13 protein-coding genes and 1 pseudogene are annotated in these 18,258 nt (G+C 56.5%); 6 read left to right on the top strand and 8 right to left on the bottom strand.

Annotated elements, in window-relative coordinates; genetic code table 11:
• The first annotated feature begins 150 nt into the window (after positions 1-150).
• The 4 genes from RSAL33209_RS11300 to RSAL33209_RS11290 all read left to right on the top strand — a co-directional run bounded on the left by RSAL33209_RS11300 (position 151) and on the right by RSAL33209_RS11290 (position 6,999).
• Positions 151-1,074 (top strand): hypothetical protein, encoded by a 924-nt coding sequence (locus tag RSAL33209_RS11300; RefSeq protein WP_145962074.1) that lies wholly within the window; start codon positions 151-153, stop codon positions 1,072-1,074.
• 382 nt (positions 1,075-1,456) lie between these two features.
• A complete protein-coding gene (locus RSAL33209_RS16380) occupies positions 1,457-1,975 on the top strand; it encodes a hypothetical protein (RefSeq protein WP_012245939.1) in 519 nt (172 codons plus the stop codon).
• Positions 1,976-2,095: 120 nt separating this feature from the next.
• Positions 2,096-5,887, top strand: a complete 3,792-nt coding sequence (locus RSAL33209_RS16375; RefSeq protein ID WP_158539313.1) for an HtaA domain-containing protein — start codon at positions 2,096-2,098, stop codon at positions 5,885-5,887.
• Positions 5,884-6,999, top strand: a complete 1,116-nt coding sequence (locus RSAL33209_RS11290) for a heme/hemin ABC transporter substrate-binding protein (RefSeq protein ID WP_012245937.1) — start codon at positions 5,884-5,886, stop codon at positions 6,997-6,999. The genes RSAL33209_RS16375 and RSAL33209_RS11290 overlap by 4 nt, the downstream gene beginning before the upstream one ends.
• 10 nt (positions 7,000-7,009) lie before the next feature.
• Here RSAL33209_RS11290 and RSAL33209_RS11285 read toward each other — a convergent pair whose 3' ends face one another.
• From RSAL33209_RS11285 to RSAL33209_RS11275, 3 genes and pseudogenes are all read right to left on the bottom strand, one after another.
• A complete protein-coding gene (locus RSAL33209_RS11285) occupies positions 7,010-7,777 on the bottom strand; it encodes a heme ABC transporter ATP-binding protein (RefSeq protein ID WP_041684721.1) in 768 nt (255 codons plus the stop codon).
• Positions 7,774-8,872, bottom strand: a pseudogene (locus RSAL33209_RS11280) (FecCD family ABC transporter permease). Before RSAL33209_RS11280 ends, RSAL33209_RS11285 begins: the two are co-directional and overlap by 4 nt.
• Before the next feature lie 7 nt (positions 8,873-8,879).
• Positions 8,880-9,527 (bottom strand): biliverdin-producing heme oxygenase, encoded by a 648-nt coding sequence (locus RSAL33209_RS11275; protein ID WP_012245933.1) that lies wholly within the window; start codon positions 9,525-9,527, stop codon positions 8,880-8,882.
• Between the two features lie 178 nt (positions 9,528-9,705).
• On the opposite strand from RSAL33209_RS11275, the gene RSAL33209_RS19705 reads away from it, so the two are divergent.
• Both RSAL33209_RS19705 and RSAL33209_RS19700 read left to right on the top strand, forming a co-directional pair.
• The gene (locus RSAL33209_RS19705; RefSeq protein WP_012245932.1) at positions 9,706-9,990 is read left to right on the top strand and encodes a YbaK/EbsC family protein; all 285 of its coding nucleotides are present in this window, start codon (positions 9,706-9,708) and stop codon (positions 9,988-9,990) included.
• A gap of 22 nt (positions 9,991-10,012) precedes the next feature.
• Positions 10,013-10,261 carry a YbaK/EbsC family protein gene (locus tag RSAL33209_RS19700; protein WP_325050036.1) on the top strand — a complete coding sequence of 83 codons (249 nt, stop codon included), beginning with the start codon at positions 10,013-10,015 and terminating at the stop codon, positions 10,259-10,261.
• Between the two features lie 22 nt (positions 10,262-10,283).
• Here the strand turns inward: RSAL33209_RS19700 and RSAL33209_RS11265 are convergent, their stop codons facing one another.
• From RSAL33209_RS11265 to RSAL33209_RS11245, 5 genes are read right to left on the bottom strand one after another with little or no spacing between them, the layout of a single operon-like run.
• On the bottom strand, positions 10,284-11,114 hold the full coding sequence (locus RSAL33209_RS11265; RefSeq protein ID WP_012245930.1) for an alpha/beta fold hydrolase: 831 nt from the start codon (positions 11,112-11,114) through the stop codon (positions 10,284-10,286).
• Positions 11,115-11,142: 28 nt separating this feature from the next.
• On the bottom strand, positions 11,143-12,378 hold the full coding sequence (locus RSAL33209_RS11260; protein ID WP_244862346.1) for a glycosyltransferase: 1,236 nt from the start codon (positions 12,376-12,378) through the stop codon (positions 11,143-11,145).
• On the bottom strand, positions 12,350-13,195 hold the full coding sequence (locus tag RSAL33209_RS11255; protein WP_012245928.1) for an alpha/beta fold hydrolase: 846 nt from the start codon (positions 13,193-13,195) through the stop codon (positions 12,350-12,352). Before RSAL33209_RS11255 ends, RSAL33209_RS11260 begins: the two co-directional genes overlap by 29 nt.
• A complete protein-coding gene (locus RSAL33209_RS11250; RefSeq protein ID WP_012245927.1) occupies positions 13,192-13,518 on the bottom strand; it encodes an acyl carrier protein in 327 nt (108 codons plus the stop codon). The genes RSAL33209_RS11255 and RSAL33209_RS11250 overlap by 4 nt, the downstream gene beginning before the upstream one ends.
• On the bottom strand, positions 13,515-18,239 hold the full coding sequence (locus RSAL33209_RS11245; protein WP_199533170.1) for a type I polyketide synthase: 4,725 nt from the start codon (positions 18,237-18,239) through the stop codon (positions 13,515-13,517). The genes RSAL33209_RS11250 and RSAL33209_RS11245 overlap by 4 nt, the downstream gene beginning before the upstream one ends.
• Positions 18,240-18,258: the final 19 nt, after the last annotated feature.

Below are 18,258 nucleotides of genomic sequence, written 5' to 3'. Positions count from 1 at the left end.
TTTTGGTCGTTATACGGCCTTCATAACGACCAAAAGTGGTGCAGCGTTTATTGTGGGGTGGGTCGATTTGGGGTGAATTCCCAGCTTGGAGTCATTAAACGTTCACTCTGTTGAGAGCCTCCGGACGTGTTGGTTAGTGAAAATAAATTCATGTCTATCGAACTTGCGAATATTCAAACCACTTCAGCAGCACAGCGGCGGCTTCCGCGCTGGACTGCATTACTTGCTGCAGCTGCGGTCGTCGCGGCAACGATCAGCGGCCCCGCGGCCCTCGAGTCACCGCTTTCGGCTCGGGCAGCCTCTAATGCCAGCCCTACCTACCAGATCAAATTGCGTTTGGACCCGGCAAAGGTGCTTGACTCAAACGGCAAATTCACCGCGACGTCGAGCAGCAAGCTGAGCATTAGCTCAGAGTCAGGATATGAGCTGGCCCAGTACATTGATGACAGTGCGCAGGACCTTGCAAGCGAAGGTTGGAGCATGCGAATCAAGCGGGACAACGGCGCTGGCGATCAAAAACTGACCTATAAGAAGCGGTTCAGTATTGCCAATGGAGGCACCGCTGCGAAGGACATCAATGCCACTTTGGATACCGCCAATGACTCGGGATTCAGCTCCTCGGACACTAATTATGATGCGCAAGTAAACATGAGCTACACAATTTCCACCTTGGATTTCTCTAATAAAAAGAAGGCTTCTGCGGACAGCCTCAATGACGACCAGCTGCCCGGTGGTGCGGATTCTATCGACGTAGTTCAGTCGAATCTTCCCGGAAAGTTGAGCAAATGGCGGTCGAATAATTGGGTGAGCTCCGTGATCGACAAATCGCGGATCTATGGTCCGGTACGGCAGTCAAACTACTCGGCGACCATTGGCGGGCACGCTGTTGATCTTCAGCTGACGCCGATGAAGTCCCAAAATGGCTCGTACAGCTATCTTGAGGTCAGCGCGGATGCGACCAAGCTCGGCGATGCGACGGCGATTCGCTCTGACGTCATCAAAACCCTTGATGGCCTTGGCCGGTTATTGCATGAAAATGCCTTCAAAACGGATCTGGTTTTAGCGAACTACTAAGGCCTGATTTAGCAACTAATTAGCTCAGTTTTACTCTGAAGTGGCGGTGCCTTTGGCACCGCAACTTTGCGTTCTGGCAGCAGTGAGAAATGTGCTCAAGTATCGAAATGCGACGAGCATCACATCAGCTTTTAATTAGCTTAGCTTAGCCTTGCCTTGCCTAAGTAAAGGCTGTCGATTAGCCTCGAATCTGTCGGTCGAACAGATTCCATGCAATGGCCGAACTCAAGGTTTACGACCTTGTTAGATGTGCAGCGAACCGGGGCGAAAACTGTCGAAGGATCCCGCCCCGGACGCCGTACGACCCACATAGAGCCGCGAATGCGGCACCTTCATAGGGCTAGGCTGCGAGGCCAGCCTATCGCAGAAAGAATGGTCTCAGATGACTCGCACCTTGCTGGCCGAAACCTCCTCGAACGCCAAAAAGAAGTCCCGTCTGTTCGCTGTCCCAGCGGCCGCTGTCGCCGTAGTTGCTTTGGGTTTGCTCAGTGCAATGCCTGCTCAGGCAGCCGTAACCAACCCGGTCAATGGTTCTTCCGTCGTTAGCGGAAGCTCCGTTACTGTGCAGGGAACCGTACCTACCGGGGCTGGTTTTTATGCAATCTCTAGCTGCAACGTCGCTAAGACTCCGGGAACTGCCTGCAACGGTGAATCCGGTCGGGCTACTCGTCTAACCGCCGCGGCAAGCAGCTACTCCAACTCCGTGATCATCGATGGCGACTTCAATAACTTTGACTTCACCACTCGCCAGCCCGGCGTCGGCAGCACCACCTGTCTGAACACGGCTAAGGACAATGGCGGCGAGCAGTGCGCCATCGTTGTCTCTTACTACGGCAAAACCCCGGCCGGACAGTACGTCCCGGTGGGCGCGCCGGACGTTGTGAACGTCTACGTCGACTAATTTCGACTGCTTCTCGACCCGGTTTCGATGCCGTTGATCGACTAACGGGCGAAGGCGACACTCAAGAGGGTGTCGCCTTCGCTTTCGCCGCTTGATCTTTCGTATCCTTTGGAGCTTTCTGTGCCTGCACACTCGCCGTCCACCCAACGATTTTTTGCTAGCGTCTTGGCGATCGCCTTGGCGTTTGCTGGTCTTTTCCTCACCACCTCACCTGCAACCGCGGCACCAGGTGACAAACAGGAAAACATCCCAGCGGCAGCAGTTCAACTCAGCAAGGGTTCGTTGAACTGGGGAGTTAAAGCAAGTTGGCGACAGTACGCTGGCCCTGCTGCACTGGCGGGCGGCTCGGCCCAGCCGACGCCCGGGGGCAATTTCACGTTCCCCCTAACGTCTGGCAGCTTTGATGCGACTAGCGGCACCACCATAGTGAATTTCTCCGGTTCTTTGCATTGGAAAAGTCACTACTACCCGGACGAGAAGAACCTCATCTCGCCGCCGCCAGGCTCTAATGGTCCATTAGATATTCACGTTCTGGATGTGACATTCGCTAACCCCTCAGTAACTATCGGAGCCGATGGTGCAACGTTGAGTATGGAAGTTGTTTCACGCAACATCAACACCTGGCAAATGGTCGATTTTGGTCGCGTGCCACTAGTGCAGCTCGATGTTTCGGAGAAAAAGCCGGTCCTGGACAGTGGAAACACCTCGTGGTCCGAGATTCAAACAGCCTGGACGCAGCAAGGAGTCGACGCGGTTGGTTACACGGTTGGCCAAATAGTTGATCCTGTTGGATTCAGCTACGCCGGTCCCGGCGGTGCACCGGTGGTCAGCGAATCTTGGACGTTACCGGGCAGTCCCAAATTGGTGATGGCTGAAAATCGGCTCATCGATGGTCGCGACCTCAGCACGCTCTGGGCCGATCCCAGCTCGGGGATCTACCACACCGTGGCGAACGATGACACAACGCAGACGAAAATTTACCGAGCTTACGATCTGGCCAAACGCAGTTTTATTGGCAGCTCGTTGACGTTGAGCTGGGCGGAAAGTAGCCAGATTGGCAGCTTGGCGATGGCCGATCCGGCTGCGGGACGACTCTATTTCCGCTCGTCAACGGCTCCAGGAGCCAACATAGACTCGGCTTTGCAATGGGATGCAGCTCGGCAGACCTATTCCGTGTTGAAAGGACTGTCGATTCCCATTCCAAGTGGGCAGTTCTTGTGGAGCGGGGCACGGGGCGAAGCATTTCAGTTAGCTGGAAAGCTACCCCCGGGGGATAAAGACCAAAACAACAGGCAACGGACGCTGACCAAATGGGTTATCAACGCTAACGGCGCTGCAACGGCAACCGAATACGCATTGCCTAAAGCGCTAGTCGGGTCCGACCGAGGTGGCACCTGGTATCGGCTAGCTGGTGGTGTTGTGCTGAGCGACGGCTCCTTACTGTTGCCCCGAGCCAAACTTAACCCGCTTCCAGGCGGGAGCGTTCCGGAAAAGGTGTTAGCGCAACGCATCACGCTGCCGGCACCCGGTACCGCGGTTGTTGAGGAGATTGCTGGAACTGACGTTGGCACGCAGAACAATACTGGTTACAACGGCGCGTTTGCAGCTGGTAACAGTGTTTATCTCACGCGCGCAGCGTCCCGAACGGGCACTGCCTTGGCTCAGAATCTCAATAGTTCTGGTAACGGCCAACTCTATGTTTCCAACCCTGTGGCGGATTTAGCTAAGGCCTCGGTGTTCGCGATTGATCCCGAGAATGCCACGCTTTGGGCTCAAGACGGCAACGCGCAGACACTGAGTGCGGTGCGTAACGGCGGCGTGCTGACCACGTTGTCTTCGCCCTACCTGAGCCAAAATCCCTTTCCACCCTTGGTCGCGGCTGATCACTCGGTTTATGCGGCAACTTTCGATGGCAGGCAGCAAGGCATTGAAAACGACGGTAAAGGGCTATTCGGCTTTGCTTCGTTCTCCTTAGCTAGTTCACCAAGGATTTCCATGCAGCCGGTTCCGCTGACGCTGAACGTGCCAACCGGTAGTCAAACTGTGCAAGCCACTTTTCGTGTCGAGGCCTCCGCCTCACCTGCGCCGAGCGTGCAGTGGCAAGCCAAAGCCAGGGGAGTGCTGGCGTTCAAAGACATCCCCGGCGCTACCGCAGCCGAGCTAAACATTAGCGCTCGCCAGCTCGATGACGGCGTGCAGTACCGGGCAGTGTTCACTAATCCGGCCGGTGCTATTGCGACGAAACCTGCTGCGCTGTCGGTGACTACAGAAAAGGCTCCAGAACCACAACTACCCATTGACCCAACTGCGACGAGCAGGCCGGGCAGCACTGTGGCAGGTTTTCTGACCTGGGGCGTCAAAGATAGTTTCCGTAGCTATATCTCAGGTTCGATCGCTCGGGGTTGGATTGCTACGAGTAACGGTGCCAGCGGGCGGGAAAACTTCACTTTCGCCCAAACCGGCACCAGCACGTGGAACGTGGCGAGCGGCACGGGCAGCACCGGGTATCAGGGCTCAGTACAGTTCTGGGGTCACGGCGGCATTTTGAATCTAACTTTTAGCAACCCGCAGCTCAGTATTGATTCCGCAACCGCTGGCACTCTGTTTGTTTCAGCCAACGGTTCAGGGCCTGTGGCAATTGCTGCGGTAAACCTCGAGGCAGCGGCAAAAACCGAACTCGACGGCGGTGTTTCCTATGCGAATGCGCCAGTCACTTTGAGTGCAACTGGAGCTCGGATGTTCAGCTACGGCAGTAGCCAGTTTTATCAGCCAGGCCAAGTAATGGATCCGGTGACCTTCACCGTGGGATCGCCGCCAGCGCCAGGTACGGCTATCGGGCCCGACGGCACGAAAGCGGGAACTGGTAAGACCACGGTTGCTGCATTCTCGAACAAGGACTGGAAGCCACCGGCAGAAGCGCCCGTTAAGGAAGGTATTACCCTGCAAGGCGCTGATCCGCTCAAGCTTCAAGCCGGTAGCACCATTACGGCAACCGCGAGCGGATTCCAGCCGAATGAAAAGTACATCAAAGCGGTCATCTACTCCGAGCCACGAGTGCTCGCAGATGACCTTGTCGCGGATGGACAAGGAAATGTCAGCTGGACAGGGGCCTTACCCGCTGATCTAACGGGGGAGCACACCCTGACCTTCCAAGGCAGCGTCAACCGTGGCGTGACGCTGAAAATCGGCGAACAAGACCTGGCTGGCCAGTGCAAGGTTGATGGGGCAAACCTGAGTTGGGGGTTCAAAGAGTCTTTCCGCTCCTACATCCAATCAACTATCGCGAACGGTAACTGGACCACAGCAAACGGGGCAAGCTATCAGACACCGAATTTCGCCTGGTCACAAGGCAGCGGTGCGATCAACCCCAGCACGAAAGCCGGTTTGGTGAAGTTCACCGGCTCGGTCAATTTCACTGGTCACGACGGCGTGCTGAACACCACGGTGGCCAATCCGCAGATCCAACTCGTGGACGATCGAACTGCGTTCTTACTGCTCGATGTTTCCGGAGCCACGATGGACGGCGCGATGATCGATAATAAAGCCTCGTCGTTTGTGAAGTTAGATCTGGGAGCGGTGAGCACTTCGTTTGACGGTGGCACCATGAAAGTCACCGCTGCGCCGTCGGCATTGACGCCGGCAGGACATATTGCTTTCCCGAACTATGAGTCAGGCGCTGCCTTCGATCCGGTGAGTTTCAGCTTCCCGGTTCCGGCAGACTGCGGCAAACCAACTGAGGCCAAAACGCCCGTCGTAGCGCCGCCGGTCAACAGCTTGGACGGCGGTAGTGCTGCTCAGCCGGGCGATCTCTGGTGGCTACTCTGGGCTATTCCCGTGGCCATTATTGCGGCGGCCCTGGTTCTGCTGCTGGTTCTGTTCCTCCGACGTCGGCTGAGTGTGAGTACACGATGAACCGGCGGTCGAAAGTTGGCTTAGCTGGGGTAGCGCTGCTGAGCCTTGCGTTGAGCTCTTGCGGTTTGGGTTCCGGTGATGCCAACTCCGGGAGCCCGTCGTCGGCAGTGACTTCGGCGAGTTTGCCCGCATTGTCTTCGCTGAAGCTGCTGCGCGAACCAAAGTCATTCCAGGGCATTTCAACGGCAAAATTATCGGATGCTTCCGTGCTCCCGGTTGAGGCGAATCCGAGGCAGACTCTGCCAGCCAGCGTGGCTTCGCACGATCGCGGTGGTGATGTTGACGTGCAGGTAACGAGCACTGAGCGCATTGTGGCATTCGATCTTTCCGGTTCAATAGCGGGCACGGTCTACGGCCTGGGATTGGGCGAGAAACTGGTGGGTCGGGATGTTGCGACGACGTTGCCGCAGGCAGCAAACCTACCGCTGGTTACCTCCCCTAACGGGCAGTCCGTCAATGCGGAGAGCATCTTGGCGCTCAAACCATCAGTTGTGATCACAGACGGCACTGTTGGGCCGCTCGATATCATCACGCAATTGCGCCAATCTGGAATTCCGGTAGTTTTCGTGAAGAACGCGCCGTCATTTGAGGGCGCACAAGAGCTAGCCAAACAAGTCGGCGCAGCGCTGGGCGTACCGGACTCCGGAGCCAAGCTGGCAGCGCAACTTGGCAGCTCGGTCAACGAGAAAAAGGCTGAAATTGCCGCGATAGCACCGAAAGTTTCAGCACAAAAACTCCGAATGGCTTTCCTCTACCTGCGTGGCGGTAGCGGAGTTTATTACCTGTTCGGTGAAGGATCCGGGGCAGATGCGCTTATTTCCGGTCTGGGCGGCATCGATGTTGCAGCGGAGATCAATTGGCAAGGTATGAAACCAATGACGGATGAAGCACTTGCACAAATGAATCCGGATTTGATCCTGGTGATGAGCGGTGGGATCACCTCTGTTGGCGGTGTAGACGGGCTATTAGCGCAAAAACCTGCGCTCGCCTTGAGTAATGCCGGTAAGAATAAGCGGTTTGTCGATATGGCCGACAGCGACATTCTCTCCTTCGGCCCGCGCAGCGCCGAGATCTTGGATGCGCTTGCCCGAGCGGTTTATGCTCCGGAATAAGGCAACAACTTCAGCGAACAGGGAGAACCACCAAGCTGCCGTGGTGTTCGATAACCTCAACGTCGAGTCCGTAGACAGCGGTAATCTGTGCCGGCTGCAGCACTTCGGCTGGGGTCCCGCAGTGGATCAGCCGCCCCTGATCTAGCAATGCGATCCGGTTCGCAAAAGCCCCTGCCAGCGACAAATCGTGTAGGACTACGACGACGGCCCGGCCTGCCGCAGCTAGTTTGCGCGCAAGGGCCATCACCTCTTCTTGATGGCGGAGGTCCAAAGCGGCAGTTGGCTCATCGAGAAAGACTATTTGGGTCTGTTGAGCCAAGACCCGGGCCAAACTCACTCGCGCACGCTCGCCACCGGAGAGCTGGGTATACGGACGATCGAGTAGGTGCGTGACATCGGTGGCTTGAATAGCCGCCGCGATGGCCGCCTCGTCTGCTTCGCGTTGTGGAGCGCGTGACCATGGTGTGCGCCCCATCGCGATCACGTCTGCGGCGCGAAAGGCGAAGCTGACCGCGTTGTCCTGTAGCAGGACCGCTCGTTCCCGCGCCAACGCTAACTGGTTGAACGTTTTGATTGGTTTGCCGCTAATGGTCACTTGGCCCGAGTCTGCAGAAATATCGCCTGCTAGTACGCCGAGTAAGGTGGATTTGCCCGCACCGTTTGGGCCAATCAATGCGAGCACTTCGCCGCACTCAACAGTAAGTGTCACATCGTCCAGAATCTTCCGCCCAGTCCAGGCGAGACTGATGTTATGTGCGCTCAGCGCTGCCGCGGTCATGACCAACCGCCTTGACGGCGTCGTTGCCGGATCAAGAGATAGAAGAAAAACGGTCCACCAACCAAAGAGGTCAACATCCCAAGGGGCAGATCGGCGGCTCGGATCAGCGTCCGGGCAAAAAGGTCTGCAGCCACAAGCAATAGGGCGCCGCCAAAAGCGCTGGCTAAAATCAGTGGTCGGTGTGCCGGCCCGATCGCCATCCTGATGATGTGCGGTACCACCAGACCAACGAAGGCGATGATTCCGGCAAAAGCCACCGCAACTCCGGTGAGTAAAGCAACCAGCAGTATTGAAACCATTCGGAGCGACTCAACGTCGATGCCGACTTGTCGAGCGCTGCGTTCGCCGAGCGAAAGGACATCGAACTTGTTACCCAACGCCCAAGCAGCCAGGGTTCCTAGCAACATCACCACGGCGACCAGTATTGCCTGCGGCCACAGTGAACCATTGAGCGAGCCAAGCTGCCAAAAGACAATCTGTTCTCTGCTGGAGGTATTTGGCTAAGAACAGCATAAAGGCGATGCCAGCGCCGGCAAAGGCGTTTATCGCGATGCCGGTGAGTAAAAGCGTCGTCACCTCGGTGCGTCCATTTGATCGAGAGACCAGATAGACCAATAACGCAGCGGCAAGCGCGCCTAAAAAAGCGAAACCAGCGATGAGCCAACTTGGTGCCGCGGCTTGGCCAGCGGAACTTTGACCCGCAGTAGAGAACAAAAGCGGAACCGCCACGATAGCGGCCGAAGCACCGAAAGCCGCACCGGAGGAGACCCCGACGACGCCGGGCTCCGCCAGCGGATTACCAAAAACCGCTTGCATGGCTGCACCTGATACGGCCAAGGCTGCGCCGACGCCGATGCCCATCAGGATGCGCGGGAAGCGAACCAACCAAAGCGTGTTTTCGATCAGTGGGTCTTGTGGAGCCCAATCATTGTTAAGACCAATAGCGCGAAGTACCGAGCCAATGACCTGCTCGGGTCCGGTGATAACTTGGCCGAGCATGGCAGATAGCACCACAGCGGTAAGGAGCAATACTGGCAACGCAATGCTAAATATTCGACGTAGAGCAGTGCGGCGCACGGGTGTTTCGGTCACGATAACTGGATCAAGCTGCGGTTGCCGTAGTTTTTGCTAAATCAGTGAATACCGCGATGTTGAGGCTGAATGCTGTGGTCACCTCGTCGATGAATTGTTTTTGCTCTGCTGCGTTGAAGCTCAGAGTGTTCAGCTTGGCCCGGTATTGGTCTTTGAACGGTTTGGTTTTGGGGATTGCGGGGAAAGCGTAAAAGTGCACACCATCGACGTCTAAGCCGAATTGGCGTTGCAAAAGTCGCTGCATGATTTGGTCGCCGGAGAGATCGCCTAAGTAGCGGGTGTAGTGATGAGCGACAAAGCCTGCTGGCCACGCTTCGGTTTGAGCGATCTGCTCGGTGTACCTGCGAGTAACAGGCAAAGGGGAGATCACGTCACGCCAATGCGGTCCAATCAAAAATGCTAGATCTTTTTCGATCTCCGGCACTCTGCTCAGCTCGGTGCAGTGGAATCCGCCGGCGATTTCATTGCTTTGCAGCTTGGCTGCGGTCTCTTCGAGGGCCAGGTAAAAGAAATACTGCTGGGTAGCCAACGCGGTGTAGTCCGCAATCGTTCGTTTTCCGGTCATCAGTTCAGCAATAAATGGCGAATCGTGGGCATTTTGATGCATGACGTGGGTTGATTCGCGGAGAGCATGGGAAAAATCAGTGTTGCTGGTCATGGATACCCTTGGAGTGAGAATGATACAGAGAAAGTCTATTAGGTAAGGCTAACCTTTGCTAGAGTTCTAGCGTAGTACTAAAAATTGATCTTGACGACAGTATGTCAGTAAAAGTCCCTCGCGACTATTTGTGATCTAGCAAAGCTGGGACCTGGCCGGAACTGTTTAGGATTGAGCCATGGCAAATTACACTGCGGGCAGCTTGGAAAAAGCTTCGGTACTCGATCAGCTTGATTTGGTCGCGACACCGACGGCCCAGTTTCTGCAAGGATTTGCTGCAGCAGCGCAGGTCGGCGTCGTCGAAATCGATCCGGAACTCTCTGATACCGCGGCAACCCAGGATGCCTACGGGCTGAGCAATGAAATGCTGGTCAATTGCGTCATCGTCGCGGGTAAGCGTGAGGGTGTGGAACGGATTGCTGCCTGTCTGGTGCCCTTCACCAAACGCGCTGATATTAAATAACGCGGTCAAGCGCCGGCTAGATGTGCGAAAGGCGTCGTTCTTATCGCGTGAACGAGCCACCGAACTGACTGAGATGGAGTTTGGCGGCATTACGCCTTTGGGGCTGCCTGGGCAATGGCCGATCTTGGTCGACGCCGAGGTGCTGGAGCTGCCGCTGGCCTTGATCGGTTCTGGAATTCGCAAGTCTAAGCGCATCTTGCCGGGCAAGGTGCTGGCCCAGGTGGCCGGCGTCGAAATTGTTCCCGGGCTCGGCTTACTTGCCGCCGGTTAAAGCCAAATAACTGCGGCGTTGTTCACGATTGCGCTTGTAATAATTGCCCCTGTGCCGAACCGACTGGGTGGCTGAGAACCCAATCAATCAATTCTCTTTCAAGCAGCCTGGGCGCATCGGTTAGCACGGAATGACCTACCCCGGGGAAAATTACCGTCTTCACGTCGTTGACCAGCTCGCGTACTTTGGGTTCCTGCGCTACTAAACTACTTTCGCTGCCATAGATGGCCAGTAACGGAACCTGAAGATCCTTGATGGCATCATCCGCAACTAATTGTGGATAGGGCAATTCCTCGAAGAACTTGGTCTCTGCGGCCATTCTGCGGCCATTTTTCAGCATTTTTGTCCCGCCCTGACCATAGTCAGTGAAAACGCGGTCCATGGTTCTGACCTCATTCATCTCCTGGTCGTTTTGCCGGAAAGTGTGCGCGATGCTGTCCGACCAGAACTGGGTTGGTGGTTCCGCTTCCAACGAACTCAGCGAAGCGATTCGCTCCGGGAAACTCAGCGCGAAGGCATAAGCCACCGTGCCGCCATAGGAGTTTCCGGCTAAGTGAACCGGGGTGCCGTCATGGATTTGATCCAAAAGCTTTGCCAAGTCATCAACAATGTTTTCGAGCTGATATCCGCTGACGATCTTCTCGCTTTTTCCATGCCCGCGGTGATCGAACATGATTACATCGATGCCCGAGGCGGCGATCGCTGGCGCAATGGTGAGGTAGTAGCTCGCAAGATTGTCAATGACAATCCCGTGGATGACTACCAACGTTTCCCGAGGAACTTCTGGCCCGCGATCAGTGGCTCGCAGAATCTCATAGTTCATTTTGAGTCCATTGATCACAGTGATCGGCATCTGAAATTCCTCCTCGAAATAAGTATTCTCAAGCTAATACCGGGTTGTTCGCGGTGACTCGCTCAATCGCATCGACAGCGGCGCTCACGCCACCGGAGCCACGGAGCGCATCGCCATATGGCTTAGTGTTCTCCCGATAAGAATTGTCCTCAATGACGGTGCGAGTTGCTTCGGATATTTTTGCCGGGGTGGCCCGGGAAAAGCGAACCGCGATTCCGACGCCGTATTCATCTGCTTTCTCCGCAATCAATGGCTGGTCATCTCGGATGCCAGCAAGCACAATGGGCACGTTGTACCAGAGCGATTCACAGACGCTATTATAGCCACCATGATTGATAAAAGCATCCACATGGGCAAGTAACTGTTGCTGCGGCACATACGGAACAGCTAGTAGGTCAGGATCGCTGACACCGGCCAGCGCCTGGGACGGATCCGCAACAATTGCCCGATAACCGGCCTTCAGCACCCCTTCGGTGGCCGCACGGAGAAATCTGTCCCCAGCGCCGATATTGGTCGTACCAAGCGCAATCAGCACTGTTGGCTTCACTGACGCCTTGGCCCAATTTAGAATTCGTTCGTTCTCAGCGGCTTTTTCCGCGGAGGCAACAACTGGCCGGAACACTGGGCCAACAAATTCCACCGGCGAGCCAACGTCAGCCCGAGTGCCGAAGAGGCCAGCAATACCAAAAGCCACAGTGAGGGTGGGGGAGAAGAGCGGATTGTGTCTGGCTAACGGATCGCCAATTCGACGTCGAAGACCCGCGAAGAGTTCGTTTCGCCAGGCATGCACTTTGGGCAGCCGAGAGACTGGATTGATCAATTCGATCATAGTCGTTGCCGAGGTAACCCACGGCACGCCAAGTCGTGCGGCGACCATCGAGCCGGCTAGAGCTTGTTGATCGACAAACATCAAGTCTGGCCCAAAATCAAGCACGGCGGCTTCGACGTCGGCAGCTGAGCCGTCAGCGAACGGAACCACGTGTTCTTCCCAGAAAAACTTCAGGGCGCCGGGACCCATCAACTTTGCGGGACGCTCCGGCATGCCGGATTCACCCCAACCAGTGCGGCAGTCGTAGAAGGTTGCTGAATTTGGTACATACCGTGAATGGAAATCAGACACTCCCGCCCAGGCGACCTGGTGGCCCCGACGTTCGAGTTCTTCAGCAATGGCAAGCGGCGGACTGCTGTGTCCCACTAGAGGCGGGACGACGATGAGAATGCGCATGAGCAACCGATCAGATCGAATTTTCCGGAACTTGGGCATGTGCGCGCCGGGCCACAATTTCTGCAGCGGGGTGCTCGCGCACCCAGGAGATGACCTCAGTCTCGACGAGTTCAGGGACATCCATCAGCACCATATGCCCAATGCCCTGAGCGACCACGGTCTTATTGATCGGTACCAGTTCACGGATCAACGGCTCTAGTTTGAAAGCTTCGGATTCGCTGCCATAAAAGGCAAGAACTGGCATATCCAGATTGGCAATCGCATCATCTGCAACCGCCGGAGTGTCAGTCATCTCGTACATGAATCGAGTATCGTCGAGGATCTTTTTTGCGGCTCGGCCCAACCGCATTCCCTGCTGACCCCACTGTGCTTGGAAATCGCTTTGCACCTCGGGCTTGTCGATGACTCGCATGGCTTCGGCCATGCCATCATCAATCATCTTTAGCCAGGATTTGGTCGGTGGCTCGGCGTCAATCGAGGTCATCGTGGCCACGCGTTCTGGGTAGCGCAGCGCGAAGGAAAATGCTAGCGTGCCGCCATAGGAATTGCCAATCACATGGACCGGAGTTCCATCGTGGATCTCATCGAGTAGCGCGGCTAAATCATCAACCACATTATGCAGCTGGTAGCCGGACTCAATTTTCTTGCTCTTACCATGCCCGCGGTGATCGAACATTATCACATCAAAGCCAGCCTCGGCAAAAGCCGGTGCCACGGTGAAGTAGAAACTGGAGAGGTTGTCGAACAACATTCCGTGAATCAAAACGAGCGTTTCCCGGGGCTCACCCGGGCGGACGCCAGCGGCCGGCAAGACTTCGTAGTGCAGCCGGTGACCATTAATCGTGCTGAAACTCATGCTGCGCCCTCCGATGAAGTAGTTGCCAATCGATCGGTAACGTAATCGACTAATTGGCCGACCCGCATATTGATGATTTCGTCAAGATCCATCGAGCCGATGAACTCGGCGAAGTTGATTCGCTCGCCATAGCTCTCGCGCAACTGGCCGCCGAGCGAGACGAGGTCAATACTTTCTAGTTCCAGATCGTCTTGGAACAAGGTCTCCCGGGTTACCTCGACGTCGTCCAGGCTATATTCGTCCAGAAGCTCGCCAATGAGGCGGGTGATTTCGGCAAGGACTTCGTCGCTCGTCGGGGCGTTTGCTGGCAGGTCGATTGTCATGATGGGTTCCTTTCAAGGTCGGCTGGACCGGTTGTCCAAGCGACCACGTAACGGTGATCTGGGAGCTTTTCTGGATTCTGGATCGTTTTTATCGATACCTCGAAGATTCGGTTTTGGCCGTCGTTGACGTCGAAAATATAGTCTGACTCGGCACTTCCGGAGCGCACCGTGCGGACTTCGAACTGCCGAGGTTTGCCAGCCAGACCGGTACCCAGCGCTTTGCCGACTGCCTCTTTTGCCGACCAGAATCGGGTGAACCAACTCCGGTACTCAAAAGAACCGGCTTCGGTGTTGGCCCGGTGTTGGTCAAGGAGCTGCTGCTCGCGCGCCGTGAAGGCGATATTTTCAACCGAGTCCGGTAGTTCTTCGATGGACTCAATATCAATTCCGACGCCGACCGAGCCAGCTTTGCGCGGGGAGGCAATAGCAACGCCGATGTCGCGACTGTGCGCAATGGAAATGTCCAACTCGGGTAGCTCAGTGCCATGCATACCGCTAACCGTTGGCTGACCCGAGCAGAGGTGGCCAATGCCCACCTCTGCTGGGAACAACGGCCGGTCTGGATCAGACTCCCAAACATGCAGACGCACCGCGTCCTTTGCCGCGAGTCGGCCGAGCAACCGCTGACGGCGCCCGAGTGGTGCACTGGCTTGATGTTCTAAGCGCTCGGCTTTAGCCAAGTATCTGCGCATCGTGAGGTCGCGCGAAGCAAGATCTGGCCAATAATCCGGCACCATGACCCAACCGCCCGGTTCCGCTTGTGCAAAAGCGTGATGCTCAACTGCCGCTTCAACTTCTCTGATGTTCGGAGCGCTATCAAATCGCCGGTCTTGCCAGCCGGTGACTTCGCACCAAAGCTTGCCGTTGTGCACTAACTGACCGTCAGTTTGGAACATGGAATCGTTGACTTCGGTGATGCGCATATGGCACTCGACGCTCTCACCTGGCGCAGGGTCCGGGCCGTAAAAACGCAAAGTTTGAATTCCCGCGGGATAAACCGTAGCGCGCTCGGTAAATTCAGACATCAGCCAGTACCCGGCAAGCTGACCAACATTGTCCATGAGGGAGCCTTTGGCTGGTTTGGCCAAAACCGTACCGCGAATATGAGTTTCGCTGCGGCCGTGCACTGCGGTGAGCCCCTGATATTGCGGTCCGTGGAACATCCAGCGTTGGCGGTAGAACTCGGAGATGTCCTCTTCGAGGATCATGTCCTTCACTTCGGTCGGCTCAATAGACCAAAGCGGCGATTCAGCGGTGCCGTACTCCGAGGCTAGCTCTACCGTGCAGTGCGAGAAATTACCAAAGGAGACTGCGAGCCGATTCTCATCGATCCACTTTGCGCTGACCTCAATGACTGTTGGCTCGAAGAGATCAGCCCAACGATGGAAGCGGACCGAATGCACGGCCACCGCATGGCGCCCGGTGGATTGTTCCGCGGAATCCATCATCAATCTGATCATCGTCGTGCCGGGAACTACCGGGAACCGGTCGGTGAAATCTGGCCAGTCCGCACGCTGAGTGAAGAAACTGTGGTCAGCCAAATGCGGCATGGACGCCAACGAGACGTCGAGAAATTGTGTTGCGATCTCTGGCATCGACGGCGGAACAGTTGGCTCGTTTGGCACGGGCGGCGTCGGAGCTGTGGGTACAACGTGATCCGAGTTTCCCACCAAGCTGCCGCTAAGCACCGAGGCAACGAATGCATCGGTCTCGCCGAGGAAAGCCTTGAGCTCGGCGGCCACTGTGGGGGCCAGATTGCTGCCAGGGGCCAGAGCGGCAGCCGAAAGTTCCGTGGCACCTCCTGCTGCTGCAGTGTTGACCGAAGCCGAGTGTAGCGACTTCCCCAGCCGTTGTGCTGCTTCTTGTGTAAGCACAATAACCGGGCTGGAAAGATCTAATTTGCTGCGCGGGCCGGCTACGGCGTGAGCTACTTCAGCGTCCGTTACCGCAGCCAAATTTGGCGTAAGAGATTTCGCCGTGTTGGCAGTCGCATCAAGCTGGAGAACCTTTTGGCCCAAGAAGTCCAAGTCAACGTTCCGGCCAGCGGCCCACAGCGCGGTCAACACCGTACGCAGCTGATCAAGTCCGCTCCGGTTAGCGTTATTGGCGCTAACAACCACATGCTCGGTTGAATGCAAAGTATCCGAGATCAGGCTACCCAATTGTCCTGGACCCAGCTGAACAAAGAACCTAATTCCACTGCCGGACATGTTCTCGATGAGTTCTCTAAAACGGACGTGCTCTAAAAGGTGCCGGACAAAAATCTCTTGAATTTCGTCATGATCGGCCGGAAAAGGTTGCGTGGTAGTTGCGGACCAGACCGGAGTCCGAGCTGAGGTAATGGCTAGGCTCCCGGTCAATATTTCAAGCTGGTCCAAGTACTTGGCAAACATCGGCGTGTGAAAGCCCGAAGTGAACGGCAGTGTCTTTGAGACGTAGCCGCGGCCGCGGAAAAGTTCCACCAGTTCGTCTACGACGTCGCCAGGCCCGCAAATCATTGATTGCTGTGGTGCATTGTCATGCGAAAGGACGACGTCCTCGCGACCGGCCAACTCGGTGAGCACCATCGAAGCGGGTGCACCAATGACGGCAAAAGCCAAACCCGAGAACTGAGCCTCGGCCATGCCGGATTCGTCGAGAAAAGCATCGACTTCTTCGCTGTCGAACATATCGCCCAACATCATGGCGGACCATTCGCCGAGACTGTGCCCGGCAAAAGCATCAGCTTGCACACCAAGTTTCGCCAAAGCCGCCGAAAGAGTCCGTGATACCTGAAGCACGGCGCTGCCCTGGAGATTGATGTTTTCGGTGAATTCGCTGCCGGCAGCGATGCCTCGAATTCTTGGTAAATCGAAATAACTTAAGACGTCGTCAATCCGTGGGCTGAACTCCACTTCCAAGCCCGGGCAGACAAAGGCGAGGCCGCCGCCGTCGGCATCCAACAACGGTTCCGGCCGGAACCAAACGTCGCTGCGCCCGTGCCAGGCTTTGCCACGGGCTACTGCTTTCCGGGCAATTGAGAACTGTTTGGCTCCAGGGGAGACAATGCCTAGCCGCACTGATCCGGTTCCGGGTGCGCTGCCAACTCGCGCTAATAGCTGATCATCGGTCTCGGCCAAGATGAGCTGGAGTTCTTCCTGGCTCGCTGCGGCCAAAAGCAAAACAGGTGCTGCGCCGGGCTCCGGCGGATAAATCGGGAGCCGCTCAGCTTTGCTGACACTCTGGGAAGCGACGCTTTGCTGGTCCACATCGAAAAGCGTGCCGTTGATGGAGACCGGAACCGCCGCTTGGCCGGATACTTGTTCAACAACGATATGGGCGTTGATACCGCCGAAACCAAAAGCGTTCACCCCAGCCCGGCGCAACGGTTGCCTAGCATCTGGCGTCCATTCGGCTGCCTGGGAAACCGGTGCAAATCGAGTATCGGAGAGGGCAGGATGTGGCTGACTGACGCCCAAGGTCGGCGGTAATACGCCGTGATAGACGGCAAGAACGGCCTTGATTAATCCTGCCGCACCGGCTGCTGGCATCGCGTGGCCGATCATCGATTTCACCGAGCCGAGGCCCGCTCGGGGACCGTCCGGATCGGTGGGTCCGAAGACTTCGCGCAAGGTGGTCAGTTCGGAGGCATCACCAGCGGGCGTGCCGGTGCCGTGCGCTTCAATCAAGCCAACTGAGCCCGCTGCTTTTGGATCTGAGCCCGCTCGGTTCCAGGCGGCACGAACTGCGCGGCTTTGACCGCCCGGATCCGGATTCATCAAACTCGACGTCCGTCCGTCGCTGGCAATGCCGGTGCCACGGATAGTGGCGTAGACCCGGTCGCCATCGCGAATGGCGTCTTCCAAACGTTTTAGCGCAAGCACTCCGGTGCCTTCGCCAATCAGAATGCCGTCTGAATCGGCGTCGAACGGTCGGCTCAGCTGTGCTGCCGAAAGAGCTTTGAGCTGGGTGAAAACACTCCACAGGGTTGCGTCATGCGCATGGTGCATGCCGCCAGCGAGCATCATATCACAGCGGCGGCTTTCCAACTCCTGCACCGCATGACCTACAGCAAGCAGCGAGGAAGCACAGGCAGCATCAACGGTGTAAGCCGGTCCGCGAAGATCAAGACGATTAGCTACCCGGGAGGCGGCCAAATTTGGCACCAAACCGATCGCGTTATCTGGCCGGTCCGGGCCTAACTGATCAATGAAAGCACTCCGGACCTGCGCAAGAACTTCCTCGCTGAGCTCTGGCAGGAGCTGACTCAACGTCGCAACCACCTGGCCTGCGGTGCCCACCCGCTGACTTAGCCGAGCAATTCCGGGGGAGATATAGCCGCCGCGACCCAAAATAACGCCGACCCGGGACCGGTCCACGCCGTCGAGTAGCTTTCCGGAAAGTCCCGCATCAGCGAGCGCTGCTGCGGCCAGTTCCAAAGCGATGAGCTGATCCGGTTCCGTTCCTTCGACGGAGTTCGGCATGATGCCGAACTGGGCCACAGAAACTTCGGGGAAATCGTCGATAAAACCACCTCGACGGCAGTAAAACCGATCGGAACTTGCCGATTCGTGCACTGCCTCAGGGTGGTAAAGAGCTGGGTCCCAACGACTACCTGGCGCATCAGTAATGGCGTCGAACCCGGCGAAAAGATTGTCCCGGTACTCGCGCAGATTCCGCGCGCCAGGAAACATCGCAGCCATTCCGACGACGGCGATTGGCTCCTGAGTGTGCTTGTTCACCAGTTCGTCTCCGGCGCGT

Source organism: Renibacterium salmoninarum ATCC 33209, from assembly GCF_000018885.1.
GTDB lineage: Bacteria > Actinomycetota > Actinomycetes > Actinomycetales > Micrococcaceae > Renibacterium > Renibacterium salmoninarum.
The sequence above is the reverse complement of the archived record's forward strand: the minus strand, read 5'-3'. Positions and strand labels throughout refer to the sequence as shown.

Coding starts and splice junctions, on each gene's coding strand:
- RSAL33209_RS11300 (WP_145962074.1), top strand. CDS start 151: ATGTCTATCGAACTTGCGAATATTCAAACCACTTCAGCAGCACAGCGG.
- RSAL33209_RS11275 (WP_012245933.1), bottom strand. CDS start 9,527: ATGACCAGCAACACTGATTTTTCCCATGCTCTCCGCGAATCAACCCAC.
- RSAL33209_RS11265 (WP_012245930.1), bottom strand. CDS start 11,114: ATGCCGATCACTGTGATCAATGGACTCAAAATGAACTATGAGATTCTG.
- RSAL33209_RS11260 (WP_244862346.1), bottom strand. CDS start 12,378: ATGCCCAAGTTCCGGAAAATTCGATCTGATCGGTTGCTCATGCGCATT.
- RSAL33209_RS11255 (WP_012245928.1), bottom strand. CDS start 13,195: ATGAGTTTCAGCACGATTAATGGTCACCGGCTGCACTACGAAGTCTTG.
- RSAL33209_RS11290 (WP_012245937.1), top strand. CDS start 5,884: ATGAACCGGCGGTCGAAAGTTGGCTTAGCTGGGGTAGCGCTGCTGAGC.
- RSAL33209_RS11285 (WP_041684721.1), bottom strand. CDS start 7,777: ATGACCGCGGCAGCGCTGAGCGCACATAACATCAGTCTCGCCTGGACT.
- RSAL33209_RS11250 (WP_012245927.1), bottom strand. CDS start 13,518: ATGACAATCGACCTGCCAGCAAACGCCCCGACGAGCGACGAAGTCCTT.
- RSAL33209_RS16380 (WP_012245939.1), top strand. CDS start 1,457: ATGACTCGCACCTTGCTGGCCGAAACCTCCTCGAACGCCAAAAAGAAG.
- RSAL33209_RS19705 (WP_012245932.1), top strand. CDS start 9,706: ATGGCAAATTACACTGCGGGCAGCTTGGAAAAAGCTTCGGTACTCGAT.